At 65.6% G+C, this 24,166-nt stretch carries 21 protein-coding genes and 1 tRNA gene; 16 read left to right on the forward strand and 6 right to left on the reverse strand.

Translation table 11 applies throughout. The annotated features are described in order from the left end of the window. Positions 1–147: 147 nt before the first annotated feature. From DY468_RS11235 to DY468_RS11270, 8 genes are all read left to right on the forward strand, one after another. Complete coding sequence (locus tag DY468_RS11235; RefSeq protein ID WP_011158739.1) at positions 148–1,296, forward strand: thiolase family protein; 1,149 nt, start codon at positions 148–150, stop codon at positions 1,294–1,296. Next, a complete protein-coding gene (locus tag DY468_RS11240; RefSeq protein ID WP_164572378.1) occupies positions 1,296–1,688 on the forward strand; it encodes a Zn-ribbon domain-containing OB-fold protein in 393 nt (130 codons plus the stop codon). Before DY468_RS11235 ends, DY468_RS11240 begins: the two co-directional genes overlap by 1 nt. A gap of 188 nt (positions 1,689–1,876) precedes the next feature. Beyond that, entirely contained in the window at positions 1,877–2,737 is an 861-nt protein-coding gene (locus DY468_RS11245; RefSeq protein ID WP_164604894.1) for a MaoC family dehydratase, read from the forward strand. Between the two features lie 146 nt (positions 2,738–2,883). Further along, complete coding sequence (locus DY468_RS11250) at positions 2,884–3,762, forward strand: SDR family oxidoreductase (RefSeq protein ID WP_164604895.1); 879 nt, start codon at positions 2,884–2,886, stop codon at positions 3,760–3,762. A 111-nt stretch (positions 3,763–3,873) separates the two neighbouring features. Continuing rightward, entirely contained in the window at positions 3,874–4,827 is a 954-nt protein-coding gene (locus tag DY468_RS11255; protein WP_164604896.1) for a dihydrodipicolinate synthase family protein, read from the forward strand. A 4-nt stretch (positions 4,828–4,831) separates the two neighbouring features. After that, positions 4,832–5,623 (forward strand): NUDIX hydrolase, encoded by a 792-nt coding sequence (locus DY468_RS11260; protein WP_164604897.1) that lies wholly within the window; start codon positions 4,832–4,834, stop codon positions 5,621–5,623. Positions 5,624–5,776: 153 nt separating this feature from the next. Further along, positions 5,777–7,951 (forward strand): PQQ-dependent dehydrogenase, methanol/ethanol family, encoded by a 2,175-nt coding sequence (locus DY468_RS11265; protein WP_164604898.1) that lies wholly within the window; start codon positions 5,777–5,779, stop codon positions 7,949–7,951. Positions 7,952–8,121: 170 nt separating this feature from the next. Further along, the gene (locus DY468_RS11270) at positions 8,122–10,824 is read left to right on the forward strand and encodes a PAS domain S-box protein (RefSeq protein ID WP_164604899.1); all 2,703 of its coding nucleotides are present in this window, start codon (positions 8,122–8,124) and stop codon (positions 10,822–10,824) included. Between the two features lie 31 nt (positions 10,825–10,855). On the opposite strand, the gene DY468_RS11275 is transcribed toward DY468_RS11270, so the two are convergent. After that, positions 10,856–11,206: a GrlR family regulatory protein gene (locus DY468_RS11275; RefSeq protein WP_164604900.1), complete on the reverse strand. Its 351-nt coding sequence runs from the start codon at positions 11,204–11,206 to the stop codon at positions 10,856–10,858. Positions 11,207–11,382: 176 nt separating this feature from the next. After that, a tRNA-Arg gene (locus DY468_RS11280) sits at positions 11,383–11,459 on the reverse strand. 193 nt (positions 11,460–11,652) lie between these two features. On the opposite strand from DY468_RS11280, the gene DY468_RS11285 reads away from it, so the two are divergent. Further along, positions 11,653–12,099: a DUF1402 family protein gene (locus DY468_RS11285; protein ID WP_164604901.1), complete on the forward strand. Its 447-nt coding sequence runs from the start codon at positions 11,653–11,655 to the stop codon at positions 12,097–12,099. A 57-nt stretch (positions 12,100–12,156) separates the two neighbouring features. Here the strand turns inward: DY468_RS11285 and DY468_RS11290 are convergent, their stop codons facing one another. Then, positions 12,157–13,065 carry a PhzF family phenazine biosynthesis protein gene (locus DY468_RS11290; RefSeq protein WP_164604902.1) on the reverse strand — a complete coding sequence of 303 codons (909 nt, stop codon included), beginning with the start codon at positions 13,063–13,065 and terminating at the stop codon, positions 12,157–12,159. Positions 13,066–13,221: 156 nt separating this feature from the next. On the opposite strand from DY468_RS11290, the gene DY468_RS11295 reads away from it, so the two are divergent. Continuing rightward, positions 13,222–14,097, forward strand: a complete 876-nt coding sequence (locus DY468_RS11295) for a DMT family transporter (protein WP_164604903.1) — start codon at positions 13,222–13,224, stop codon at positions 14,095–14,097. A gap of 113 nt (positions 14,098–14,210) precedes the next feature. Here the strand turns inward: DY468_RS11295 and DY468_RS11300 are convergent, their stop codons facing one another. Further along, positions 14,211–14,561 (reverse strand): histone, encoded by a 351-nt coding sequence (locus DY468_RS11300; RefSeq protein ID WP_164604904.1) that lies wholly within the window; start codon positions 14,559–14,561, stop codon positions 14,211–14,213. A gap of 78 nt (positions 14,562–14,639) precedes the next feature. Further along, complete coding sequence (locus DY468_RS11305; protein WP_164604905.1) at positions 14,640–16,088, reverse strand: cryptochrome/photolyase family protein; 1,449 nt, start codon at positions 16,086–16,088, stop codon at positions 14,640–14,642. Positions 16,089–16,205: 117 nt separating this feature from the next. Here DY468_RS11305 and DY468_RS11310 point away from each other — a divergent pair, with 117 nt between their 5' ends. Together DY468_RS11310 and DY468_RS11315 are read left to right on the forward strand one after the other, a co-directional pair. Then, a complete protein-coding gene (locus DY468_RS11310) occupies positions 16,206–16,604 on the forward strand; it encodes a DUF2177 family protein (protein ID WP_164604919.1) in 399 nt (132 codons plus the stop codon). A 289-nt stretch (positions 16,605–16,893) separates the two neighbouring features. Next, positions 16,894–17,469 carry a hypothetical protein gene (locus tag DY468_RS11315; RefSeq protein WP_164604906.1) on the forward strand — a complete coding sequence of 192 codons (576 nt, stop codon included), beginning with the start codon at positions 16,894–16,896 and terminating at the stop codon, positions 17,467–17,469. Positions 17,470–17,506: 37 nt separating this feature from the next. Here DY468_RS11315 and DY468_RS11320 read toward each other — a convergent pair whose 3' ends face one another. Then, positions 17,507–19,357: an alkaline phosphatase family protein gene (locus DY468_RS11320; RefSeq protein WP_164604907.1), complete on the reverse strand. Its 1,851-nt coding sequence runs from the start codon at positions 19,355–19,357 to the stop codon at positions 17,507–17,509. A gap of 153 nt (positions 19,358–19,510) precedes the next feature. On the opposite strand from DY468_RS11320, the gene DY468_RS11325 reads away from it, so the two are divergent. The 4 genes from DY468_RS11325 (at position 19,511) to DY468_RS11340 (ending at position 24,155) form a co-directional block, all read left to right on the forward strand. Then, on the forward strand, positions 19,511–21,526 hold the full coding sequence (locus DY468_RS11325; RefSeq protein WP_164604908.1) for an acetyl-CoA carboxylase biotin carboxylase subunit: 2,016 nt from the start codon (positions 19,511–19,513) through the stop codon (positions 21,524–21,526). A gap of 7 nt (positions 21,527–21,533) precedes the next feature. Further along, positions 21,534–22,400 (forward strand): isocitrate lyase/PEP mutase family protein, encoded by an 867-nt coding sequence (locus DY468_RS11330; RefSeq protein ID WP_164604909.1) that lies wholly within the window; start codon positions 21,534–21,536, stop codon positions 22,398–22,400. Next, positions 22,400–22,699, forward strand: coding sequence for an acylphosphatase (locus DY468_RS11335; RefSeq protein ID WP_164604910.1), 300 nt, complete (start codon positions 22,400–22,402; stop codon positions 22,697–22,699). Before DY468_RS11330 ends, DY468_RS11335 begins: the two co-directional genes overlap by 1 nt. 484 nt (positions 22,700–23,183) lie before the next feature. After that, positions 23,184–24,155: an ABC transporter permease gene (locus tag DY468_RS11340; protein ID WP_164604911.1), complete on the forward strand. Its 972-nt coding sequence runs from the start codon at positions 23,184–23,186 to the stop codon at positions 24,153–24,155. Positions 24,156–24,166: the final 11 nt, after the last annotated feature.

The raw sequence follows: 24,166 nt of genomic DNA on the forward strand, positions 1-24,166 counted from the left end.
GAGGGGTCTTTCCCTCTGGCCCACTGTGACGATGCGGCCTCAAGACATTCCGCGACGTGGTAATTGTCCCCGCGCGCGAACACGCTTGCCAAGGTCGCTTGGAGCGGTCACAAAAACCGTCCGACCAAACGCCAGCGGAGAACTGCGTTGACAATAAGAGGCAAGGCTTACATTGCCGGCATCTACGAACACCCCACGCGCCACGCGCCCGATAAATCCATCGCCCAGCTCCACGCCGAAGTCGCCAAAGGTGCGCTCGACGACGCCGGCCTGACCAAGGCCGACATCGACGGCTACTTCTGCGCCGGCGACGCGCCCGGCGGCGTGATGGCGATGGTCGATTATCTCGGCCTCAAGGTTCGCCATTTCGATTCGACCGACACCGGCGGCTGCTCCTATCTGGTGCATCTCGGCCATGCCGCGGAAGCGATCGCCGCCGGCCGCTGCTCGGTCGCGCTGATCACGCTGGCCGGCAAGCCGCGGACCGGCGCGCTGCCGCCGCGCCCGGTCGGCGCCGAAGGTGACTTCGAACTGGCCTATGGCGCCACCACGCATAACGTCTATGCGATGTGCGCCGCGCGTCACATGCACCAGTACGGCACCACGTCCGAACAGCTCGCCTGGATCAAGGTCGCAGCCTCGCATCATGCGCAGTACAACGAGCATGCGATGCTGCGCGATGTCGTCACCGTCGAGGACGTGCTGAACTCGCCGCTGATCGCAGATCCGCTGCACCGGATGGATTGCTGCGTCGTCACCGACGGCGGCGGTGCGCTGATCGTCACCACCGAGGAGATCGCGCGCAGCCTGAAGAAGCCGCTGGTGCGGATGATCGGTGCCGGCGAGGCGATCAAGGGGCCGCGCGGCGGCCACAACCTCGATCTGACCTATTCGGCCGGCGTGTGGTCCGCGCCGCCGGCGTTCGAGATGGCCGGTGTCACGCCGAAGGACATCAAGTACGCCTCGATCTACGACAGCTTCACCATCACGGTGCTGATGCAGCTCGAAGATCTCGGCTTCTGCGAAAAGGGGCAGGGCGGCAAGTTCGTCGCCGACGGCAACCTGATCTCGGGCGTCGGCAAGCTGCCGTTCAACACCGACGGCGGCGGTCTGTGCAGCAACCACCCGGTCAATCGCGGCGGCATGACCAAGCTGCTCGAAGCCGTGCGGCAGCTCCGCGGTGAGGCGCATCCCAAGGTGCAGGTGCCGAACTGCGACCTCGCGATCGCTCATGGCACCGGCGGCATGCTCGGCATCCGCCACGCCGCCTCGACCTGCATTCTGGAGCGCGTGTGATGAACAGCCCCGTGAAATATCCCGCGCCTCAGGGCAACGCCGAAACCAAGCCGTTCTGGGATGCGGCGACTGAAGGCAAGCTGCTGATCAAGCGGTGCACCGCTTGCGGCGAAGCGCATTACTTCCCGCGCGCGCTGTGCCCGTTCTGCTTCTCCGACCAGACGGTGTGGGAAGAGAGCAAGGGCGAAGGCGAGATCTACAGCTACAGCCTGATGCGCAAGTCGCCGACCGGTCCTTACGCGATCGGCTACGTCACGCTGAAGGAAGGCCCGTCGGTGCTGACCAACTTCGTCGACTGCGATTTCGCATCCTTGAAGATCGGCACCAAGGTCAAGGTGGTGTTCAAGCCCAGCGACGGCGGCGCACCGCTGCCGTTCTTTACGCTGGCCTGATTACGTCCCTCTCCCCTTGTGGGAGAGGGGGCCTGTGCGCAGCACAGGCGGGTGAGGGGGCGAACCGCGCGATACCGCTTTCCCTTCACCGGACTGCAATCGTTGCGACGTCACCGCAGCCCTCTCCCACAAGGGGAGAGGGCGCAATCGCAGGCGCAACACCAAGAAAACAATAAGGGAAGAAGCCGATGTCGGCCCGCTACGACGAACTGAAGGCCCTGAAGACGACCGGGCAGCAATACAGCTACACCGACCGCGATGTGATGCTCTACGCCTACGGCATCGGCATGGGCGCCGATCCGATGGACGAGAAGGAACTCGCCTTCGTCAACGAGGCGACCTACACCGAGCGTCCGTTGAAAGTGGTGCCGACCTTCGCGTCGGTCGCGGCGTGGGGCGCTGGTCCGGGCGAGATGAATCTCAACCGGCTGCTGGTGGTCGACGGCGAGCGTGACATCACCTTCCACCGGCCGATGCCGGTGGCGGCGAACATCACCGCCGATTCCAGCGTCGTCGAAGTGTACGACAAGGGCAAGGACAAGGGCGTGGTGATCCGTCACCAGACCATCCTGCGCGACGAGGCCGGCGAGGCCTTGGCGACGCTGCTGGCATCGCGCTTCGCCCGCGGCGACGGCGGCTTCGGCGGCCCGGCGCTGGAGCAGCCCGAGCCGCACAAGATGCCGGATCGCGCGCCCGATCGCAGCGTCGACATCTCGACCCGGCCGGACCAGGCGCTGATCTACCGGCTGTGCGGCGACCGCAATCCGCTGCATTCGGATCCGGAGTTTGCGCAGAAGGCCGGTTTCCCGCGCCCGATCCTGCACGGCATGTGCACCTACGGCCTGACCTGCCGCGGCGTGCTGCAGACCTACGCCGATTACGACGCGTCGGCGTTCCGGCAGCATGCGGTGCGGTTCTCTTCGCCGGTGTATCCGGGCGAGACCGTCACCATGGACATGTGGAAGGACGGCAACGTGATCTCGTTCGAAGCGCGAGTGAAGGCGCGCAACGTCACGGTGATCAAGAGCGGCAGGACGGTGCTCGGCTGAGTGGAGAACGAGGCTTATTTCGAGTGATGCGTCATGCCCGGACTTGATCCGGGCATCCATCGCTTCGAACAAGATGGATTGCCGGGACGACCCGGCAATGACGACAACAGACGCGGTCAGCGCGCAGGCAACAACGGGAGGACGCGATGGGATTGCTCGATGGCAAGGTGGCGTTGATCACCGGAGCGGGCGGGGGGCTCGGTGAGGCTTACGCCAAGCTGTTTGCACGCGAAGGTGCCGCGGTGGTGGTCAACGATCTCGGCGGGCCGCGGGATGGTTCGGGCTCCGACGCCGGCATGGCGCAGCAGGTGGTCGACGCCATCAAGGCTGCGGGCGGCCGCGCCGTCGCCAACACCGCCGATATTTCGACCATGGCGGGCGGGCAGTCGGTGTTCGACGACGCCATCAAGCATTTCGGCCGCGCCGACATCCTGGTCAACAACGCCGGCATCCTGCTCGACCAGACCTTCGCCAAGGTCTCGGAGGCGAACTGGGACAGGGTGATGAAGGTGCACCTCAAGGGCACGTTCTGCGTCACCCAGCCGGTGTTCAAATGGATGAAGGACAATGGCGGCGGCGTCATCGTCAACACCTCGTCGACCTCGGGTCTGCTCGGCAATTTCGGCCAGAGCAACTATGGCGCCGCGAAAGGCGGCATCTGGGGCCTGTCCAACGTGCTGGCGATCGAGGGCCGCAAATACAACATCCGGATCTGGACGCTGGCGCCGGGCGCGCTGACCCGGATGACCGAGGACCTGCCGCGCTACCGCGAGAATCCGGGTGCGGCGCTGACCCCGGAGGGAATCGCCCCGGCGGTGCTGTACATGGTCTCCAGCTTGTCCGGCGATCAGACCGGCAAGGTGCTCGGCGTCTCCGGCCCGCGCGGTGTGCGTGAGATGAAGCTGATGGAAATGGACGGCTGGAAGCCGCCCCATAATGGCTGGTCCGCAGAGGAGATTGCGGCCCACGCCGGCGAGATTTTCTTCTCGGAAGAGGCTATCAAGGCGGCCGGACGCCCGCGCTGAGCGGGGGTCGAAAGGTGTCGCCGCCGCCGAACCGGTGCGGTGGCGACGGCCGGCGCTGAACCAGCAGGTCCACCTGCCGGCGCCGGCGCAACCGATCGAAAGGCCTACGCGATGAAGCTCACCCCGGAAGCCGCTGGCACCTTTGCCATTGCGCCGACCCCGTTCCACGACGACGGCAAGATCGACGACGTGTCGATCGACCGTCTGACCGATTTCTATGCGGAGGTCGGCTGTGAGGGCGTCACCGTGCTCGGCATCCTCGGTGAGGCGCCGAAGCTCGATGCGGCCGAGGCCGAGGCGGTGGCGACCCGCTTCATCAAGCGCGCCAAGTCGATGCAGACGATCGTCGGTGTCTCGGCGCCGGGCTTCGCCGCGATGCGGCGGCTGGCACGGCTGTCGATGGATGCAGGCGCGGCCGGCGTGATGATCGCGCCGCCGCCGTCGCTGCGCACCGACGAGCAGATCACCACCTATTTCCGCCAGGCCACCGAAGCGATCGGCGATGACGTGCCCTGGGTGCTGCAGGATTATCCGCTGACGCTGTCGGTGGTGATGACCTCGAAGGTGATCCGGCAGATCGTGATGGACAGCGCATCCTGCGTGATGCTCAAGCACGAGGACTGGCCGGGGCTCGAGAAGATCACCACGCTGCGCGGCTTCCAGAAGGACGGATCGTTGCGCCCGCTGTCGATCCTGTGCGGCAATGGCGGCATGTTCCTGGATTTCGAAATGGAGCGCGGCGCCGATGGCGCAATGACCGGCTACTGCTTCCCGGACATGCTGGTGGACATCGTCAAGCTGTCGAAGGCCGGCCAGCGCGATCTCGCCCACAACCTGTTCGACGCGCATCTGCCGCTGATCCGCTACGAGCATCAGCAGGGCGTCGGCCTGTCGGTCCGCAAATACGTGCTGAAGAAGCGCGGGCTGTTGTCGTCGAGCGCGCAGCGCAAGCCGGGCGCGAGCCTCACCGAAACGGCACGCGAAGAAGTCGATTATCTGCTGTCGCGGCTGGCGCGGGTCGACAAACGCGCCGACTTCGAGCCGCGCAGCAAAGCTGCGGAGTAACACCATGACCGTTGAAGCCGCCGCGCGTCCCGCATCGACCATCGTGCTGCTGCGCCAGGCCGCGGCCGGCTTCGACGTGTTCATGATGGTCCGGAATTATCAGGTCGAGTTCGCCTCCGGGGCGCTGGTGTTCCCCGGCGGCAGCGTCGATGCCGGCGACCGCGACATCGTCGGGCGGCCGGAGCTGTATGCCGGCGTCGACGGATCGGTTGGTCCGGCGCTGGAATTCCGGATCGCGGCGATCCGCGAGACCTTCGAGGAAAGCGGCATCCTGCTGGCGCGGCCGCGCGGCAGCGACGCGCTGGTCGCAGCCAGCCGCGCCGCCGAAATCGAGGCGGCGCACCGCAAGGCGCTGTGCGACGGCAGCATCGCGTTTGCACAGATCCTGGCCGACAACGAGCTGGTGCTGGCCCTCGATCTGCTGGTGCCTTACGCGCACTGGATCACGCCGGAGAAGCTGCCGAAGCGGTTCGACACCTGGTTCTTCCTGGCCGAGGCGCCGCCCGAACAACTCGGCATGCACGACGGCGGGGAGACCACCGATTCGATCTGGCTGTCGCCGAGCGAGGCGCTGGACGGTGGCGACAGCGGCCGCTTCACGCTGCCGTTTCCGACCACCCGCAATCTGATCCGGCTCGGCCAGCAGCCGAGCGTCGCCGCAGCGCTCGATCACGCACGTGCACAGAGCATCGTGACCGTGCTGCCGATCATGACCAAGGACGGCGACAAGCGTTTGCTGCGGATTCCGGCCGAAGCCGGCTACGACGGCGAGCTGTTCGAATTCTCCGGCGCGTAGTTCGCAGCCGCGGCATCGCAATGCAGCGCGCGGCGCATTGCATTGCGAGATAATAACTGCGTCTGCATCTCGTCCGCATTCTGGTTGACGCTCTCTCGACTGCGCGCAACACTTCCGCTCGGCCCGGCAAGAGGCCGTGTAGGGAGCGAATGCATGAGGAAGCCTGCTGACGCGGTGCGGACTGCGCACCGACCTGTCCAACATCCAGCGACACGATTAGCTGCGAGGCGTCTCGGCGCCGCGGCGCTGATGGCCGCGCTGCTGTCGCCGGCGATCGCCGTCGCGCAAGACGCCAAAGGCTCCGCCGCGCATATCCGCGCGGTGACAGGTGCGGTCGACAGCGCGGCCATCGTCGCCAACGCAAAGACCACCAAGGACTGGCCGAGCTACGGCCTCGACTATGCCGAGACCCGCTTCAGCAAGCTCGACCAGATCAACACCGACAACGTCAAGCAGCTCGGCCTGCAGTGGAGCTACAGCCTTGGCTCCGAGCGCGGCGTCGAAGCCACGCCGGTGGTGGTCGACGGCATCATGTACGTCACCGCGTCGTGGAGCGTCGTGCATGCGATCGACACCCGCACCGGCAAGAAGCTGTGGACCTTCGATCCCAAGGTCGATCACTCCAAGGGCTATCGCGGCTGCTGCGACGTCGTGAACCGCGGTGTCGCGCTGTACAAGGGCAAGGTGTTCGTCGGTGCCTATGACGGCCGATTGATCGCACTCGACGCCGCGACCGGCAACAAGGCCTGGGAGATCGACACGCTGATCGACCACGACCATTCCTACACCATCACCGGCGCGCCGCGAGTGTTCAACGGCAAGGTGGTGATCGGCAATGGCGGCGCCGAATACGGCGCGCGCGGTTACGTCACCGCTTATGACGCGGAGACCGGCAAGCAGGCGTGGCGCTGGTTCACAGTGCCGGGCGATCCGAGCAAGCCGTTCGAAGACGAGTCGATGGAGAAGGCCGCCAAGACCTGGGACCCGGCCGGCAAATGGTGGGAGAATGGCGGCGGCGGCACCGCGTGGGACACCATCACGTTCGATCCAGATCTCAACCTGATCTATGTCGGCACCGGCAACGGCTCGCCATGGAATCGGCATCTGCGCAGCCCGGCCGGCGGCGACAATCTGTATCTGGCGTCGATCGTCGCGCTGAATGCCGACACCGGCAAATACGTCTGGCACTATCAGGAGACGCCCGGCGACAACTGGGACTACACCTCGACCCAGCCGATGATCCTCGCGGACATTCCGATCGACGGCAAGCCGCGCAAGGTGATCCTGCACGCGCCGAAGAACGGCTTCTTCTTCGTGATCGACCGCACCAACGGTCAGTTCATCTCGGCGAAGAACTTCGTCGATGTGAACTGGGCGACCGGCTACGACTCCAATGGCCGGCCGATCGAAGTGCCGGAAGCGCGCTCGGCGGACAAACCGTTCGACGCGATTCCGGGGCCGTATGGCGCCCACAACTGGCACCCGATGTCGTTCAATCCGCAGACCGGTCTGGTGTATCTGCCGGCGCAGGGTGTGCCGGTCAATCTCACCGGCGAGAAGGCGCTGACCCAGAACAAGATGGAGCCGTTCAAGTTCGGCTCGACCACGGGCTGGAACGTCGGCTTCACGCTGAACGCGGTGCCGCCGAAGAACCTGCCGTTCGGCCGGCTGGTGGCGTGGGACCCGGTCCAGCAGAAGGAAGCCTGGCGTGCCGAATACGTCTCGCCGTGGAACGGCGGCACGCTGACCACCGCGGGCAACCTCGTGTTCCAAGGCACGGCTGACGGTCGCTTCGTCGCCTACAACGCCAAGACCGGCGAGAAGCTGTGGGAGAGCCCGCTCGGCACCGGTGCGGTGGCGGCGCCTGCGACCTACATGGTCGACGGCGTGCAATACGTCTCGATCGCGGTCGGCTGGGGCGGCGTGTTCGGCATCAGCGCCCGTGCCACCGAGACCGAAGCGCCGGGCACGGTGTACACCTTCGCGGTCGGCGGCAAGGCCAAGATGCCGGAGTTCACCAAGTATCAGATGGGCAATCTGCTCACCGGCATCGAATACGATCCGAAGGACGTGGCGGAGGGGACGGCGATCTACGTCGCCGCCTGCGCCACCTGCCACGGCGTGCCCGGCGTCGATCGCGGCGGAAACGTCAAGAACCTCGGCTACTCCACCACCGAGCGGATCGCTCACCTCAAGGACATCGTTTTCAAGGGGCCGTTCCGCGACAAGGGCATGCCGGATTTCACCGGCAAGCTGACCGAGGCTGATGTGGTGAAGATCCAGGCCTTCATCCAAGGTACCGCGGACGCGATCCGGCCGAAGAAATGACAGTCGCGCCGACCGGTTTCGGCCGGGGGATGGCCGCTTGAACGCCTGGTCCCGGCAGCGCGAGCTGCCGGGACATCGTCGGCGATTGTTGCCGGCGCACCGACGCTGTACTCTCGGCGCCACGAGTGTGGGGCGATCTCGCCCGCACAGGGAGCGCCGGTCTCGTCCGCATGCCAAACGCTGTTTCATCGTTCATCCAGAGCGTGAGGACACGCACGCTCTCGATCGGACAGATGACGTTCGGCAGCTTTCTGTTGCTGCTGACGATCATCGCCGCCACCTCGATCGGCAGTGTGGTGGCGATCCGGCATATCGACCGTACCTTCGGCGAGTTGCAGCGGCTGCAGAGCGTCGGCGATCTCGCCGAGGAGATCGAACGGCGGATGAGCGATCTGCGCTTCGCCGCCCGCCAGGCGGTGACCGAGCCGGCCGCGCAGCCCGCCGGCAAGGTGTTTGCCGCCGCGTCCGCGCTCACCGAACTGCTGAAGAAGACCCGTCTGGAATTGGCGCCGGATCAGCAGGAGATGCTCGACGGCGTCACCGAGCGCCTGACCAATTATCGCGACGGTCTGCAGCGCATCACCGAACTGATGCAGCGCCGTGGTGAGCTGGTCGCCAAGATCCCGTCGTCGCGCGAAGCCTTCGAGGCGGCGGTCGCCGGACTGTCCGACCGCCAGCTCGCCGGCGACCTGCATGCGGCGCAGACTAAAGTTGTGGCAACTTTGCTGGCGCGCGATCTGATGGGTGCCAGCGATGCCGCCAGGCGGATGCGGGCCCTGCCGATCGGCGATGCCGGCGCGGCCCGCTCGGTGCGCGACTACGCCGACGTGATCGCATCGACCGCGGCGGTGGAGCAGGAAATCTCCGACCTCGACCGCGACGTGCTCGGTACCGAGGGCCGGCTGATCGGCAAGGTCACGGAACTGCTGCGCGACGCCGCTGCCCGGCGCGGCCGGGTGCTGTCGCGCGATCTCGCCCGCACGCTCGCCGAGGACAAATGGCAGAGCATCGTGCTCGGCATCGCCGGCGTGCTGGTCGGCTGGATGGCGGCGGCGTTCGTGGTCCGCCGCACCGTCGGACCGCTGACGGCAATCACCCGCGCGATCCGCTCCCTGGCGGCCGGCCAGCAATACACCGCGATCCCGGCGACCGAGGTCAAGAACGAGATCGGCGACATCGCCCGCGCCGCCGAAGTGTTCCGCCGCACCCTGGTCGAGGCCGACAACGCCCGGGAGGCTGCAGTTCGGGCGCTCGCCGAGCAGCGGCTCGCCGAAGAAAGCTACCGCAAGCTGTTCGAAGGCTCGATCGACGGCATCTATGTCACCACGCCCGACGGCGCTTTGCTCAACGCCAATCCGGCGTTGGCGCGGATGATGGGCTACGATAGCCCGGCTGAACTGATCCGCGCCACCGCCGACGTCACCACCACGATCTACATCGATCCGGACAAGCGTGAGCAGTATCGCGATCTGATGCAGCGCGACGGCATGGTTCGCGAATTCGAGTATCAGGCGCGCAAGCGCAGCGGCGAGGTGCTGTGGCTGTCGGACAGTGCCGGTGCGGTCCGCGACGACGCCGGCGCCGTGATCCGCTATGAAGGCGCGGTGCGCGACATCACCGATCAGAAGCGCGCCGAGCAGGCGGTGGCCGCAAGCCGGCTGCTGCTGCAGCAGGTGATCGACACCGTTCCGGCGGTGATCAACGTCAAGGACACCGAGCTGCGCTACGTGCTGATGAACCGCTACATGGCGGGCGTGTTCGGCATCGATCCGCGCGAGGCGATCGGCCACACCACCGCGGAGCTGATGTCCCGGTTCGGATCGCACAAGACCGACGCCAACGACAAGCGCGTGCTGGAGACCGGCGAGGGGCTCGGCTTCTACGAGGAGGAGTATCGCGACGCCACCGGCGCGGTGCGGCAATGGCTGGTCAACAAGATGCCGCTGAAGGACGCCGACGGCGCGATCGAGCGGATCGTCACGGTGGCGCTGGATATCGGCGAACGCAAACGCGGCGAGCTCGAGATGCGGCAGGCCAAGGACGCGGCCGAGGCGGCGCTGCGCAACCTGCGCGAAACCCAGCAGTCGCTGATCGAGGCGGAAAAGCTCGCAGCCCTCGGCCGGCTGGTGGCGGGCGTCGCCCACGAGGTCAACAATCCGGTCGGCATCAGCCTGACGGTGGCTTCGGCGCTGGAGCGCAAGGCCGCAGTGTTCGGCACCGAGGTCGCCCGCGGCGAGCTGAAGCGCTCCCGCCTCAACGAATTCATCGAAACGACGCGCGATGCCTCGTCGCAGCTGGTCGCCAATCTCAACCGTGCCGCCGAGCTGATCCAGTCGTTCAAGCAGGTCGCGGCCGACCGCAACTACTCGGATCAGCGGCTGTTCGACCTCGGCGACCTGACCGAGCAGGTGGTGATGAGCCTGCGGCCGGGCCTGCGCAAACACAATCTGACGCTGAACGTCGAGTGCCAGCCCGGGCTGATGATGAACTCCTATCCCGGGCCTTATGGCCAGGTGCTGACCAACCTGTTTTTGAATTCGGTGGCGCACGCGTTTCCGAACGGCGGCGCCGGCACGGTCGAGATCGAGGTGCGTGCAGCGGGCAACGATCACGTCGTGGTGGCGTATTCCGACGACGGCTGCGGCATGAGCCTCGACGTCCGCCGCCGCGCCTTCGATCCGTTCTTCACGACGCGGCGCGACCAGGGGGGCACCGGCCTCGGCCTGCACATCGTCTACAACATCGTCACCAACCGGCTCGGCGGAAGGCTCGAACTCGACTCCGAGCCCGGCAACGGCACCCGCATTCTGATGACGCTGCCGCGGACCGCGCCGCAGGAGCGCGCCGATCTGTCGGCGGCTTCGGCCTCATAGGGAAGGCGCGGACGACCGCCGCCGCGGCGCGTCAGTCGGCGGGCGCGAGCCAGCGCAGAGTGGCGCGAAACAGCTGGCTGGATTTGCCGACCAGCGCGGTGCCGGTCATCACTGCGGCTTGGCCGTCCGACGTGCCGGTAACGCCGACCCCGACCGGCTCCTTCTGGCCGCCGAACAGCGGATTGGCGTCGGGGCTCGGGGTGTGCTGGGTGACGGTGACCTCGCCCTTGAAGCTGTCGCCCGAAACCACGTAGCTGCCGACGTAATACAGATAGGCGTCGCCGCCGAGAATCTTGCCGTCGCGAAACAGCGCCACGCCGCTGCCCTTGCCGGAGCGGCCATCGAGCAGATCAACGTGGAGCGAATACAGCCCGTTTTTCATAACATCCCCCAGCCGCGCCCCGGCCGATCGCTCTGTCGTATCGAGCGCGGGTACTTTTATGCCAAGGCAACCGACGCGGCGTCAACGCGACGAGATGCGACCTCGGAGTGATCGCCTCGCGGAGGTTGCGACCGTTGAGAACGATCGTCACCTCATTGTCAGTCAGAAAGAGGAAATGGCGCGCTCGGAAGGATTCGAACCTCCGACCCTCGGAATCGAAATCCGATGCTCTATCCAGCTGAGCTACGAGCGCGGGGCCGGGGAAGCTTGCCCCCGGCGAGGGCCTCTCGAATACCCCACTTTTGCAGGCGCTTACAAGGGGGAGGGCGGATCCCATGATTTCGCCGGAATGTCCGCATTAACGTCGCGCAAACCAAACTCGGCCAAAGTGCTGGTGCCGGCCACCGCCGGCCGCTCCCCTTGTCGCCACGGGTTTCGACCGAACCATGCGTAAGCTGTTCTCGTCGCTTCTGCTGCCGCTGATGTTGCTGGCCACGCCGGCCCGCGCTGATCTCCATATTACCCGGGATCATGGCGGTTACGTCGAGGAGTACAAGGCCAAGTATCAGCGCATCCGTGACCGCCACGAGCGGGTGATCATCGACGGGATCTGCAATTCCGCCTGTACTCTGGTGTTCGGGATCGTTCCTCTCAATAAGATCTGCGTCACCCCGCGCGCCAGCGTCGGGTTCCATCAGGCCTATTACGACAAGGCGTTCACCTTCGGCATCAAGGTCACCAGCCTCGAGGGCACCTCGGAGCTGATGTCGTATTATCCTCAGCCGGTGAAGGATTGGATCGCCCGCCACGGCGGGCTGACCCCCGAGATGAAGAAAATCAAGAACGGCGTCGATTTGTGGAAGATCGTCGATCCGTGTCCGGAAGACTATTGAGCGTGCCCGCGGCCTGAACCGGACGCGGCGGCGCGAGCCTCTTGTCAGGCCCGGGCCTCACTCGAGGATGATCGTCCCTGACATCACGGCGACGCAGTGTCCGCCGATCGCGGTGGTCGTGACTTCGCCCCCGCGCTTCTCCGCGCTGGCGAACAGCAGGCTCGGGCGCCCCATCTCGAACCCTTGCAGGATGGTCTTGGACAGCATCAAATCGGCTTCGGGGCGCAGCTTCGCCAACAGGCCGATCAGCGCGACATTGGCGCTGCCGGTGGCTGGGTCCTCGGGGATCTTGTTCAGCGGCGCGAACATCCGTGCACGGATGTCGATCGTGTCCTCGTTGGTTTGTACATAGAGCAGGATCTTCGACGTCGAATAGCCGGCGATGCGGTCGCCGAAGACCTCGGCGCGCGGGCCGGCGGCGGCCAGCGCACTCCGGCTCTTCACCTCCGCGATGATGAAGCCGGTGCCGCAAGACGCTATGCAGGGCCGGTGGTTGGCCGTTTCAATGTCGCCGGCGCTCAGCGAGCAGGCCGCCGCCACGACATCGGGCGCGACTTCGTCGGCCAGCGAGAGGCGTTGCGGCGATGTCAGACGCGCGCCGGTAATCGCTCCGCCGTCCTTGAGCAATTCGATCGGCACGAGACCGGCCTTCTCTTCGAACACCACATTTTCGCCGGCGATGCTGCGGCCGTAGCTCTGTCCGATACGGGCGAGCACGAAAGCGGTGCCGACATTCGGGTGACCTGCGAACGGCAGCTCGCCATTGGGCGTGAAGATCCTCACCTGCGCGGTGTGTGCGGGGTCTTGCGGCGGCAGCACGAAGGTCGTTTCCGACAGGTTGAACTCGGCGGTGATCGCCTGCATCTGCGCGGTCGAGAGCCCCTCGGCATTGAGCACGACGGCGAGCGGATTGCCGCTGAACTGGTCGGAGGTGAACACGTCGACGGTTTCGAACTGCAGGCGCATTGGCGGCTCCGAAGATGATGAACGCGCCGCGCGGGTTAGGAGAGCGATGCGTCGGACGATGACGATCCCTGCTGGTCGCGGCGCTTGCGGCATGGCATGGACGTAGCGCCATCGGGCGCTTGCCCGTCACCATATGAGCGGGCTCCCGGGGAGACAATGAACCGTAACGCAGAGCATCTCGCCGGCCGCGCCGCGCCCGCCGTGTTCGTCGTGCTGTGGAGCACCGGCTTCGTCGGCACCAAATACGCGCTGGCCGGTGCGGAGCCGCTGACCTACCTGTCGGTTCGGATGATCGGGGTGGTGTTCCTGCTGGCCGTGATCGCCGCGATCGCCCGGCCGCGCTGGCCGAACCTCGCCGGCGTCGGCCACAGCATCGTCGCCGGGCTGCTGGTGCACGGCGTGTATCTGGGCGGCACCTCGATCGCGATCGCGCATTCGGTGCCGGCGGGCCTGTCGGCGCTGATCCCCGGGCTGCAGCCGATCCTGACCTCGACGCTGGCCAATCGCTGGCTCGGCGAGCGTGTCACGCCGCTGCAATGGCTGGGGCTCGGCCTCGGCCTCGGGGGCACGCTGCTGATCCTGCACGGCCGCAGCCTGACCGGCGACATCGGCTGGGGCTGGCTCGCGTCGGCCTGCTCGCTGATCGGCATCACGATTGGAACGCTGTACCAGAAGCGGTTCTGCAGCGGCATCGACTGGCGCGCCGGGAACATCATCCAGTTCCTCGCCGCGCTGGCGCTGTTCGCGATCGGCGCCGCGCTATTCGAAACCCGTGTGGTGAGCTGGACCACCGAGTTCGTGCTGGCGGTGGGATGGCTGGTCGTGGTGCTGTCGATCGGCTCGATCGGGCTGTTGTACTGGCTGATCCGGCATTCCGCCGCGACCTCGGTGGCCAGCCTGTTCTATCTGGTGCCCGGCGTGACCGCACTGATGGCGTATGTCCTGTTCGGCGAGACGCTGGATGCGGTCTCGATCGCCGGCATGGCGATCTGCGCGGCGGCGGTGTTTCTGGTCAATCGGGCGAAGGCTTAGGTGGGCCGCCGCAGCGGGCGCGGTTTGGTCGACGGCAACGCGGCTTCGCAGACAGCAAAAAGCCTCCGGCGCATGGCTCCGGAGGCTTTCGCTGGCCGATGCGAATGACGCGATCAGCGCTTGGATTTCTTGGCTTTCTTCGCCTTCTTCGGCGCCGCCTTCTTGGCCTTCTTTACGGTTTTCTTGGCGGCCTTCTTGGCTTTCTTCGGCGCCTTCTTGGCGACGGTCTTGGCTTTCTTGGTGGCCTTCTTCACAGCTTTCTTCGGCGCTTTCTTGGCGGCCTTCTTGGTCGCTTTCTTGGCCTTCTTGGTGGCCTTTTTCGCGACCTTCTTGGCCTCTGCGGTCACCTTCTTGGCGACTTTCTTGGCCGCCTTGCGGGCCTTCTTGACGGTGGTCTTGGCGGCATCGGCGACCTCGGCGATCACCTCGCTCACCTGTTCGATCATCGGCTTGTCGTCGTCCATGTTGATCCCCCACGGGTTTGCAGATAGCCCCGACGATAGCCGATTCGCGAAATTAGTAACGCTGCTAAGCGGAGTTGTTCAACGCTGACGCAGCTCGGCATAGGCCGAAAGCGCCCGTGCCCGGCCTGCTTTGTGGTCCACGATCGGAGTCGGGTAGTTGCCGCCGAGCTCGACGCCCGCCGCGGCGAGTTCGAGCGGCGTCGCTGTCCAGGGCTGGTGGATCAGGTTGTCTGGCAGGCCGTCCAGTTCAGGCACCCAGCGCCGGACGTAGGCGCCACCGGCGTCGAACTTCTCGCCCTGCAAGACCGGGTTGAACACCCGGAAATACGGCGCCGCGTCGGCGCCGCAGCCCGCCACCCATTGCCAATTGCCGGGATTGCTGCCGGGATCAGCGTCGACCAGCGTGTCCCAGAACCACTGTTCGCCGAGCCGCCAGTCGATCAGCAGATGCTTGACCAGGAACGAGGCGACCACCATGCGGACGCGATTGTGCATCACTCCAGAGTGCCACAGCTCACGCATCCCGGCATCGACGATCGGATAGCCGGTGTGGCCGCGCTGCCAGGCGGTCAGTGCGGCGTCGTCGCGATGCCACGGGAAGTCATCGAACGCCGGCTGCAGATTGCGGGTGGCGAGGTCGGGATGGTCGGCCAGCAGGTGCCGGCAGAACTCGCGCCAGCCGAGCTCGCTCAGGAATTTGTCGATGTCGGGCGCGATCGCCGGTCGCTCGTCAGCGGCAAAGCGCGCCGCATACCAGACCTGGCGCGGGCTGATTTCGCCAAAGCGCAGATGCGGGGACAGGCCGGAGGTGATGTGCCGATCCGGATAGTCGCGGCCCGCGGCATAGCCCGGCAGGCTAGCTAGGAAGTCGGTCAGTCGGGCTTGTGCTGCTGCTTCACCCGGCGTCCAAGTCTCGCGCAGTCCTCCGGCCCAGTCCGGCGTCGTCGGCTCGAGCTGCCAGTCGGTGAGCTGTTCGCTCGGCAGTGCCGGTCCTGGCCGCAGGGTCTTCGGACGGGGGAGCGGTTGTGGTGGATCGCCGAGGCTGAGCACGCGTCGCCAGAATGGCGTGAACACCCGCATGCCGCGGCCGTCCTTGCTGCGGATCGCGTTCGGCTCCACCAGCGGATCGCCGCGATCGCGGTGATACGCAATGCCCGCCAAAGTGAGTGCGTCGGCCAGCGCATCCGCGACAGCGCGATGCGGGACGATGTCGATCTCGTTCCAATGCACCGCCGCTGCATCGCTCTGCTGCGCCAGCTGGGCCAGCACCGCAGCCGCCGGTCCCCGGCGCAGGATCAGCGCCGCGCCGAGCGCGCGCAGCTCGGAGCTCAGCGCTCGAAGCGACTGAGCCAGCCACCAGCGCGCCGCCGCTCCGATCGGCCGCAGCCCGTCGCTGTCGTCGTCGAGCACATAGACGCACAGCAGCGGTGCGCCGGATTGCGCGGCGGCGTGCAGCGCGGGATGATCGGCGAGGCGGAGGTCGTCACGAAACCAGACGACGATGGGGCGGGCGTCAGCGGTCAACACGTTGGCTCATCCTCGATCCGGGGGCGATCTTGCTCCGACTTTTCGCCGCGTCTGCAACCATCGACGAGACGCTGCGTATTTGACAGGATGGATTTCGCTTTTGTTCAGGAGGACGATTTGAAGCGATACGGTGTGCTCTATCTGGCAACATTCATTGTCATGATCCCGCTCGACTTTTTGTTCCTCGGCACGATCGCCAAAAGCTTTTTCCAGTCGCAGGTCGGCGAGATGCTGGGTGAAGTGCGGTTGCTGCCGGCTGTAATTTTTTACCTGCTTTACGTCGTGGGTATCATCATCTTCGTCAACGGCTCAGCGCAGGCGACCTGGCAATCCTCGTTGGTATACGGGGCGCTGTTCGGCTTGTTCTGCTACGCCACTTTCGAACTGACCTCACTGGCCCTGCTGAAGCACTGGACCTGGCCGGTGGTCGCGGTCGATATCTCGTGGGGGGTGTTCATTACCGCGGTGTCAGGAACGCTCGGCCTGCTGCTCGCCGACTGGTGGTCGCCGCGCTGACCGAGCGCGGACGGCTCGACGCTTGAAATGAAGGGCGGCTGAACGGCCGGTGCGGCCAAATGGCCGCCCGGAAAGTCGCTTTGCCTCAACTTCGCCGCCACTGCGCCTAATCGCCGCCGGAGCGTCCTGCGAATTGAGCCGACGAGACCGCTGCTGCGACAAATCGGCAACCCTGTTCCGAAACTTCGTGGGTAATTCCGATCGATTCGGGCGCGGGAGCGAAGTCTTAACCAAGCGTTTACGCCAGCGTGGAAATGCTGGCTCAGAGCCAGAAAAACGAGTGAAAGCAATGACTGCCGTCGCCACCGCCGAACTGATCGGCATCGACCCTCTCAAGGTTTCGAATCGTTATACCGCCGCGCAGGCGCTCGGGATCGTTCGGGATGGGATCATCACCGGCGAAGGCCCGACCACCGGAGGTCGGGTTCATTTCTCCCGCACCCTCGACGCCGCCGATACCGAGTGGTGCATGCGCATCCTCACCGACGCAACGATCGACAGCCAGCCGATCAGCCGGGCCGAGGCCGAGGCGCTGTTCGAGATCAACGATGCCGCAGCCGAGCGGGTTGATGGTGGCCGGTTCGATGATCTGTTTGCAAAGGCGGTCGCACATCTCGCCGCATCCGCCTCGGGCCTGCAGGTTCCTGCCCGGAGCGTTGCGCTGTCGCCCGACGTGGCGATCGAGTCCTGGGCTCCGGCTCAGGCGGTCGGTGCCAATACCGAGGTGCTCGAGTGGATCTCGCGCCAGATGCGCAGCACCCGGCGCAGCAACCATACGCTGATGCGGTTGGTTGCCACGCTGGTCGGCGTTGCCACGCTGCCGTTGATGACGCAGGTGCCGCAGATCTTTGATCTGGGCGTTTGATCCGCTCGCAGCGGGTTTCGATGTTTCGGCGGCGGGGTCAGTGCCCCGCCGCTTTTCGTTTGTCGGTCTCGCCGTCGAGTCCAAGCGTCCGCCCAGGGAAGCCGGCGACGTCGAAATAGCGCTGATCCCCCACGCGCTGGGTCGCCAGCACGGTGCGCAGCCCGTTGGTGGCGGACTTTGAGCGGATCGTCTCCTGCGTCGCCTTCGGCACGGCGCCGTTCGGCATCGCCTCGGTCATCACCCGGCCGATCAGCTTGCCCTTGGTGGTCGGATCGAGCCCCATCAGCTTCGCCGCGGTGAACCCGACATCGGCGTTGCTCACCGGCAATGGATCGGCGAAGCCGGTTTTGAAGTCGGGGCCGGTGGCGGCCATGAAGTTCATGGTGTCGCCGCGGCTGAACGAGCCGTGCATGCCCTGGCCCTGCCGCAGCACGGTGTCGGCGACCTGCACCGAACACAGCGTCGGCTCGGCGCATCCAGACGCATAGGACCGGAAGTTGACCACGATCGCGGGCGTCGGCGTCGCCGCCTTACCTTTCAGATTCAGTGCCGACAGCGGCAGCGTGCCAGGGAAGCTGCCGAGCGAGTCATCGACGAACAATCCGCTGACGTAATCCTGCTCGAGCAGGGCCTTGATGGCGCGGCCGGCGAGCTTTTTGTCGCCGGTCGGCAGATAGATCAGGTCGGAGCCGCCATTGGTCGCCACCACCAGATCCGGCTTGGCCGGATCCTTGCCGAGCACGCCGTTGCCGGCCTTGGGGTGGGCATTGTCGCCGACCGCTGCGTTGCCGTTGTTGGGATCGAACAGGGGCAGCTTGAGCGCCTTGGCGAGATCGATGGCGAGGAAGCCCATTGGCAGGAAGCCCGCCGGGGTATCGCCATAGCTCGCCTTCGCTGACGGGCTGGTCTTGCTTTGCTTGGAGATCGTCGAGAAGCCGTGGTCGGCCGACACGATGATGTTGGTCGAGGCCGAGAGTCCGAGTTCATCCAGAGCTTTGCGCAATTGCGCGAGGTTGTTGTCGGCATTGCGAATTCCGGCCAGCGAGGTCGGTCCGTTAATGCCGGGTGTCAGCTCGTTGAGGCTATCGCCTTGATTGTGCTGGCTCCCATCCGGATCGCGGGACCAAAACACCAGCACAAACGGCTTGCCACGCTGCTTGAACAGCGGCAGCACCGCCTTGGTCGCGACGTCCGCGAAGTAGGCTTGCTGGGCAACGTTCGCCATCAGGGTGCCGGGGGTCTTGGCGTCGCCGGCCTTGGCATTTTCGCCGCGACCGGGCGTCTTGAGCGGTAACCCCAGCTTGTCGAGTTCGGCTTTGAAGTCGTCGGGCAGCGGCACGCCCTTTGGCGAACCGGTCGCATCGTCGATCAGGATCGAGTGCGGGCCCGGTCTGTCGGCGCGGTCGGTGTGGTCGAACAGCAGGGTCGGGCCGACCTTGCCGATCGCGGCGGTGCTCAGCCCCTTGTCGCGGGCGAGCTTCAGCAGACTGTCCTCGTTGAGGTAATTGCCGTCGAAATGATTGTCGATGTCGCCCAAAACATCGTCGTTCTCGATGAACGGCACCACCGTATTTCCGGCTGGTGGCACATTGTAGCCGGTGTAGATGGTGTTGCTGAAAGTGCCGGTGTCGCCGAGATAGTGGCCGGTCGCCATCGCCGAGCCGTTCGCCATGGTGAAGGTCGGAAACAGCGAGTGCGGATTCTTGAAATTGACGCCCTGATCGCGCAGCGCGGCCATTGCCGGTGCGGTTTCGGGGGTGACGGACTTCGCGCGCAGGCCGTCCGGAATGAACAGAATCAGGTTGCGGGGCGGGGTGTTCTGAGCGAAAGCGGTGGAGACGGACAGTAGGCAAAGGCTCGCAGACAGCAGGGCGAGTGTGCGGCGCATGACAGGGACCCGGGTTGATCGGGGCCCACGTCGGGGCCCCCTTCGCAATATCTAGTTTTCCCCGGCGTCAGAATTGTTACAAGCACACCTGCAATGCCCCGTCGCTGTCCTGCCCGGGACAGCAGAACCACCCAAGGTTGCAAGAAAAAGAGCATGTTCAAACGAATTCTGATCGCCAACCGCGGCGAGATCGCCTGCCGGGTCATCAAGACCGCACGTCGTATGGGTATCGAAACGGTCGCCGTCTATTCGGAGGCAGACCGGGACGCGCTGCACGTCGAAATGGCCGACGAGGCTGTGCTGATCGGCCCGCCGGCGGCTGCCGAGAGCTATCTGGTGATCGAGAAGATCGTCGAGGCCTGCAAGAAGACCGGCGCAGAGGCGGTGCATCCGGGCTACGGCTTCCTGTCCGAGCGCGAGGCGTTCGCCAAGGCGCTGGCCGACGCCGGCATCGTGTTCATTGGTCCGAACCCCGGCGCGATCGCCGCGATGGGTGACAAGATCGAGTCCAAGAAGGCTGCCGCGCAGGCCAAGGTTTCCACCGTGCCCGGCTTCCTCGGTGTGATCGAGGACGACAAGCACGCGGTGAAGATCGCCGACGAGATCGGCTATCCGGTGATGATCAAGGCCTCCGCTGGCGGTGGCGGCAAGGGCATGCGCATCGCGCATTCGACCGCCGAGGTCGCCGAGGGCTTCAACCTCGCCAAGGCCGAGGCCAAGGCGTCGTTCGGCGACGACCGCGTCTTCATCGAGAAGTTCATCGTCGATCCGCGCCACATCGAAATCCAGGTGCTTGGCGACAAGCACGGCAACGTCATCTATCTCGGCGAGCGTGAATGCTCGATCCAGCGCCGCAATCAGAAGGTGATCGAAGAGGCGCCGTCGCCGCTGCTCGACGAAGTCACCCGCCGCAAGATGGGCGAGCAGGCGGTCGCGCTGGCCAAGGCCGTGAATTACGACTCGGCCGGCACCGTCGAGTTCGTCGCCGGCCAGGACAAGAGCTTCTACTTCCTCGAGATGAACACCCGCCTGCAGGTCGAACATCCGGTCACCGAAATGGTCACCGGCATCGACCTGGTCGAGCAGATGATCCGTGTGGCGGCCGGCGAGAAGCTGGCGCTGGCGCAGAAGGACGTCACGCTGAAGGGCTGGGCGGTCGAATCCCGCGTCTATGCGGAAGATCCGTTCCGCAACTTCCTGCCGTCGATCGGCCGCCTCGTGAAGTACCGTCCGCCGGCCGAGAGCGCGGCCTCCGGCATCACGGTGCGCAACGACACCGGCGTGCAGGAGGGGGGCGAGATCTCGATGTTCTACGACCCGATGATCGCCAAGCTGGTGACTCACGGGCCGTCGCGCGCCGCGGCGATCGAGGCGCAGGCCCATGCGCTCGATGCGTTCTACGTCGACGGCATTCGCCACAACATTCCGTTCCTGTCGGCGCTGATGACGCATCCGCGCTGGCGCGAGGGCAACCTGTCGACCGGCTTCATCGCCGAAGAGTTTCCGCAGGGCTTCCACCCGCGGGTGCCGGAAGGCGAAGTCGCCCGGCGCATTGCGGCGGTCGGCGCGGCGATCGACCGGGTGATCGGCGAACGCAAGCGCAAGATCTCGGGTCAGATGATCGGCCGCGCGGTGATCCGCGAGCGCCGCCGCTGCGTCTGGCTGGAGCGCAGCGAAGTGCCGCTCGACGTGATCCGCGAGGGCGAGGCGTTCGTCGTTCGTTTCGCCAACCCCGACGGTTCGCTCGGTCAGCCGCATCAGCTGCTGTCGTCCTGGATGCCGGGCGATCCGGTCTGGGAAGGCACCATCGACGGCCGTCCGGTGGCGGTGCAGGTCCGTTCGATCCCGAACGGCTTCAAGCTGGCGCATCATGGCTACGAGGTGTCGGTCAACGTCTTCACCGAGCGTGAAGCCGCCGCGGCGCGCTGGATGAAGGAAGTCGACAAGGCCGACACCGGCAAGAAGGTGCTGTGCCCGATGCCGGGGCTGATCGTGTCGATCGCCGTCACCGAAGGCCAGGAGGTCAAGGCCGGCGAGACGCTGGCGGTGGTCGAGGCGATGAAGATGCAGAACGTGCTGCGCGCCGAGCGCGACGGCACCGTCAAGAAGATCCACGCCTCGGCCGGAGCGACGCTCGCGGTCGATGCGATGATCCTCGAGTTCGCGTAAAGCAGCCGTGGCCTGGCGCGACCGCCGCAGCGCATTGCGGGCGATCCTCACGGGATCCGTCTGCGTGCGCCCGGCGTCGGTGTACGATGCCATCTCGATCCGGATCGCCGACGACCTCGGCTTTCCGTTCGGGATGTTCGGCGGCTCGGTGGCTTCACTGGCGATCCTCGGCGATCCCGACATCGCGCTGATCACGCTCACCGAACTCGCCGAGCAGGTGCGGCGGATGAGCCGTGCCGCTGCGTTGCCGGTGGTGGTCGATGCCGACCACGGTTACGGCAATGCCCTCAGCGTTCGCCGCACCGTCGAAGAACTGGAGGCGGCGGGCGCCGCCGGTCTCACCATCGAAGACACGCTGCTGCCGCAGGCCTACGGCGAAGCCAAGCCGCAGCTGGTGTCGCGCGAAGAGGGGCTCGGCAAGATCAAGGCCGCGCTCGACGCGCGACGCGATCCTAATCTCGTTATTTTCGGACGCACCGGCGCGTGTTCGATCACGTCGCTCGATGATGCGATCGAGCGGGCGCTGGCCTACGAGGCCGCCGGCGTCGACGCATTGTTCTTCACCGGCGTGAAGACCCGCGCGCAGCTCGAGGCGATCAGTGCCGTGACCAAGCTGCCGCTGGCGCTCGGCAGTCCGCCGGCCGAACTCGGCGACTTCGATCATCTGGCGGGCAGGCGAGTCCGCATCGCCGTGCAGGGCCATGCGCCGATCGCGGCTGCGACCGAGGCCGTCTTCAAAACGCTGTCGGTGATCAAGGATGGCGCCACGCCGAAGCAACTGACCGGGCTCGCCGGGGCCGACCTGATGGACAAGGTCACGCGCGCCGATGTGGTCGCCGACCGGAACGAACACTTCCTCGGTGTGAAACGCTGATGAGTGAGATCTTCCGGCAGGTCACGATCACCGGCCGTGTCCAAGGCGTCGGCTATCGCGCGTGGGTGGCGATGGCCGCGCAGACGAAAGGGCTCGCAGGCTGGGTCCGCAACCGCCGCGACGGCAGCGTCGAAGCGCTGTTCGCAGGCGACGACACTGTGGTCACCGACATGATCGCCGCCTGCCACCGCGGCCCCTCGGCCGCGCGCGTCGACGCGGTGGTGGTGGAACAGGCGGGCGCCGCGCTGCTGGCTCAGCGGGCGGCCGGCGAGCGGTTTTCGATTCTGCCGACGGTGTAGTTCGATCGATCAGACGTCATGTAACTAACCGTCATGGCCGTCCTTGTGCCGGGCATGACGACGTGAGTGCAGTTCTTTCATCGCATCGTGATGAACTCCGCCGCGGTCGAGACAGCCTCGATGATGCGTATCCACAAATACGACCTCGTGGTGAGGAGGCGCGCAGCGCCGTCTCGAACCATGGCCCGCGAGGGATGCGTGGCCCCATCCTTCGAGACGCTCGGCTTCGCCGGACTCTTCAGGATAAGGACTCAGTGCTTGTGCTGTTGCCGTCATTGCGAGGAGCGCAGCGACGAAGACTCCATCGCAGTCCGCCAACCTCCGATTGCCGCGCTCGACATCATCGCGCAATGATTAGTTTGTGTCAGCGGGCGGTTGTGGATGCGGTGCACAAACGCGCCGGCTGTTCGTGCACCGGATTTCGTCTTGCAATTAGTAAAAGGACGGGGGAGGATCGCGTAACTAAAAAGACGTAAGGCTAGGGATGGCGCTCAGTCGGGTTAGTCAGCAGGGCATCGTGCTCGGCATCTTTGCCGTCATGTTTGTCGCTTTCGTCGTGTTTCTGCCGGGCTTCTTCACCACCGCGAATATGCTGACGCTGCTGCAGAACGTGTCCGTTCTCGGCATTCTCGGCCTCGCGATGGCGATCGTGGTGATCGGTCGCGGCATCGACATCTCACTCATCGCCGTGCTCGCGGTGCCGCCGGGGCTGGTGCTGCAGATGGTACAGGACGGCAGTTCACTGCCGGCAGCGCTCTCGGTGGCGCTGTTGCTGGCGGTGGCATTCGGCGTGTTCAACGGCTGGCTGATCGCTTACGCCGAAGTGCCGGCGCTGTTCACAACGCTCGCGAGCGGATTGTTTCTCGCCGGCTTCGGCCAGGCGGCGCTGTTTAGTCTCGATGTGGTGCAATGGAGTCCTGGCATGCAGGGCTTCGAATGGCTCGGGCAGGGGCGGTTGCTCGGCGTACCGCTCCCGATCATCGTGTTCGCACTCGCCTGCCTGCTGGTCGCCTTCCTGCTGCGCAGTACGCGGCCCGGCGCCTACATCTATGCGGTCGGCGACAATCCCAACACCGCGCGCGTCACAGGCATTCCGACCCGGCCGATCATCGTGCTGCAATACGTGCTGGCGGCGCTGATCGGCTGCTTCGCCGGGCTGGTGATGGCGTCGTCCGTCAACAGCATGCCGACCCGCATCTTCAACTCGACGATGATCTACGACGTCATTCTCGTCGTGGTGCTCGGCGGCATCGGCCTGTCGGGTGGCCGTGGTGGCGTGCTCAACGTCGTGATCGGCACGCTGCTGATCGGCACGATGCTCAATGGCATGACGATCATGGACGTCTCCTATTCGGGGCAGAATCTGGTGAAGGGAGTCGTGCTGCTGATCGCGGTGATCGCCGACTCCTTCGTCAATCCACGCAACGAGGAGACCGCCCAGCAGGGCGATATCTGACGAATCCAAGA

The sequence above is a fragment of the Rhodopseudomonas sp. BR0M22 genome (assembly GCF_010907035.1).
Lineage (GTDB): Bacteria > Pseudomonadota > Alphaproteobacteria > Rhizobiales > Xanthobacteraceae > Rhodopseudomonas.

What these genes read in the sequence shown, in the direction of transcription:
- DY468_RS11240 (WP_164572378.1), top strand. Translation starts at nt 1,296, where the DNA reads ATGAACAGCCCCGTGAAATATCCCGCGCCTCAGGGCAACGCCGAAACC.
- DY468_RS11245 (WP_164604894.1), top strand. Translation starts at nt 1,877, where the DNA reads ATGTCGGCCCGCTACGACGAACTGAAGGCCCTGAAGACGACCGGGCAG.
- DY468_RS11250 (WP_164604895.1), top strand. Translation starts at nt 2,884, where the DNA reads ATGGGATTGCTCGATGGCAAGGTGGCGTTGATCACCGGAGCGGGCGGG.
- DY468_RS11255 (WP_164604896.1), top strand. Translation starts at nt 3,874, where the DNA reads ATGAAGCTCACCCCGGAAGCCGCTGGCACCTTTGCCATTGCGCCGACC.
- DY468_RS11260 (WP_164604897.1), top strand. Translation starts at nt 4,832, where the DNA reads ATGACCGTTGAAGCCGCCGCGCGTCCCGCATCGACCATCGTGCTGCTG.
- DY468_RS11265 (WP_164604898.1), top strand. Translation starts at nt 5,777, where the DNA reads ATGAGGAAGCCTGCTGACGCGGTGCGGACTGCGCACCGACCTGTCCAA.
- DY468_RS11270 (WP_164604899.1), top strand. Translation starts at nt 8,122, where the DNA reads ATGCCAAACGCTGTTTCATCGTTCATCCAGAGCGTGAGGACACGCACG.
- DY468_RS11275 (WP_164604900.1), bottom strand. Translation starts at nt 11,206, where the DNA reads ATGAAAAACGGGCTGTATTCGCTCCACGTTGATCTGCTCGATGGCCGC.
- DY468_RS11285 (WP_164604901.1), top strand. Translation starts at nt 11,653, where the DNA reads ATGCGTAAGCTGTTCTCGTCGCTTCTGCTGCCGCTGATGTTGCTGGCC.
- DY468_RS11290 (WP_164604902.1), bottom strand. Translation starts at nt 13,065, where the DNA reads ATGCGCCTGCAGTTCGAAACCGTCGACGTGTTCACCTCCGACCAGTTC.
- DY468_RS11295 (WP_164604903.1), top strand. Translation starts at nt 13,222, where the DNA reads ATGAACCGTAACGCAGAGCATCTCGCCGGCCGCGCCGCGCCCGCCGTG.
- DY468_RS11300 (WP_164604904.1), bottom strand. Translation starts at nt 14,561, where the DNA reads ATGGACGACGACAAGCCGATGATCGAACAGGTGAGCGAGGTGATCGCC.
- DY468_RS11315 (WP_164604906.1), top strand. Translation starts at nt 16,894, where the DNA reads ATGACTGCCGTCGCCACCGCCGAACTGATCGGCATCGACCCTCTCAAG.
- DY468_RS11320 (WP_164604907.1), bottom strand. Translation starts at nt 19,357, where the DNA reads ATGCGCCGCACACTCGCCCTGCTGTCTGCGAGCCTTTGCCTACTGTCC.
- DY468_RS11325 (WP_164604908.1), top strand. Translation starts at nt 19,511, where the DNA reads ATGTTCAAACGAATTCTGATCGCCAACCGCGGCGAGATCGCCTGCCGG.
- DY468_RS11335 (WP_164604910.1), top strand. Translation starts at nt 22,400, where the DNA reads ATGAGTGAGATCTTCCGGCAGGTCACGATCACCGGCCGTGTCCAAGGC.
- DY468_RS11340 (WP_164604911.1), top strand. Translation starts at nt 23,184, where the DNA reads ATGGCGCTCAGTCGGGTTAGTCAGCAGGGCATCGTGCTCGGCATCTTT.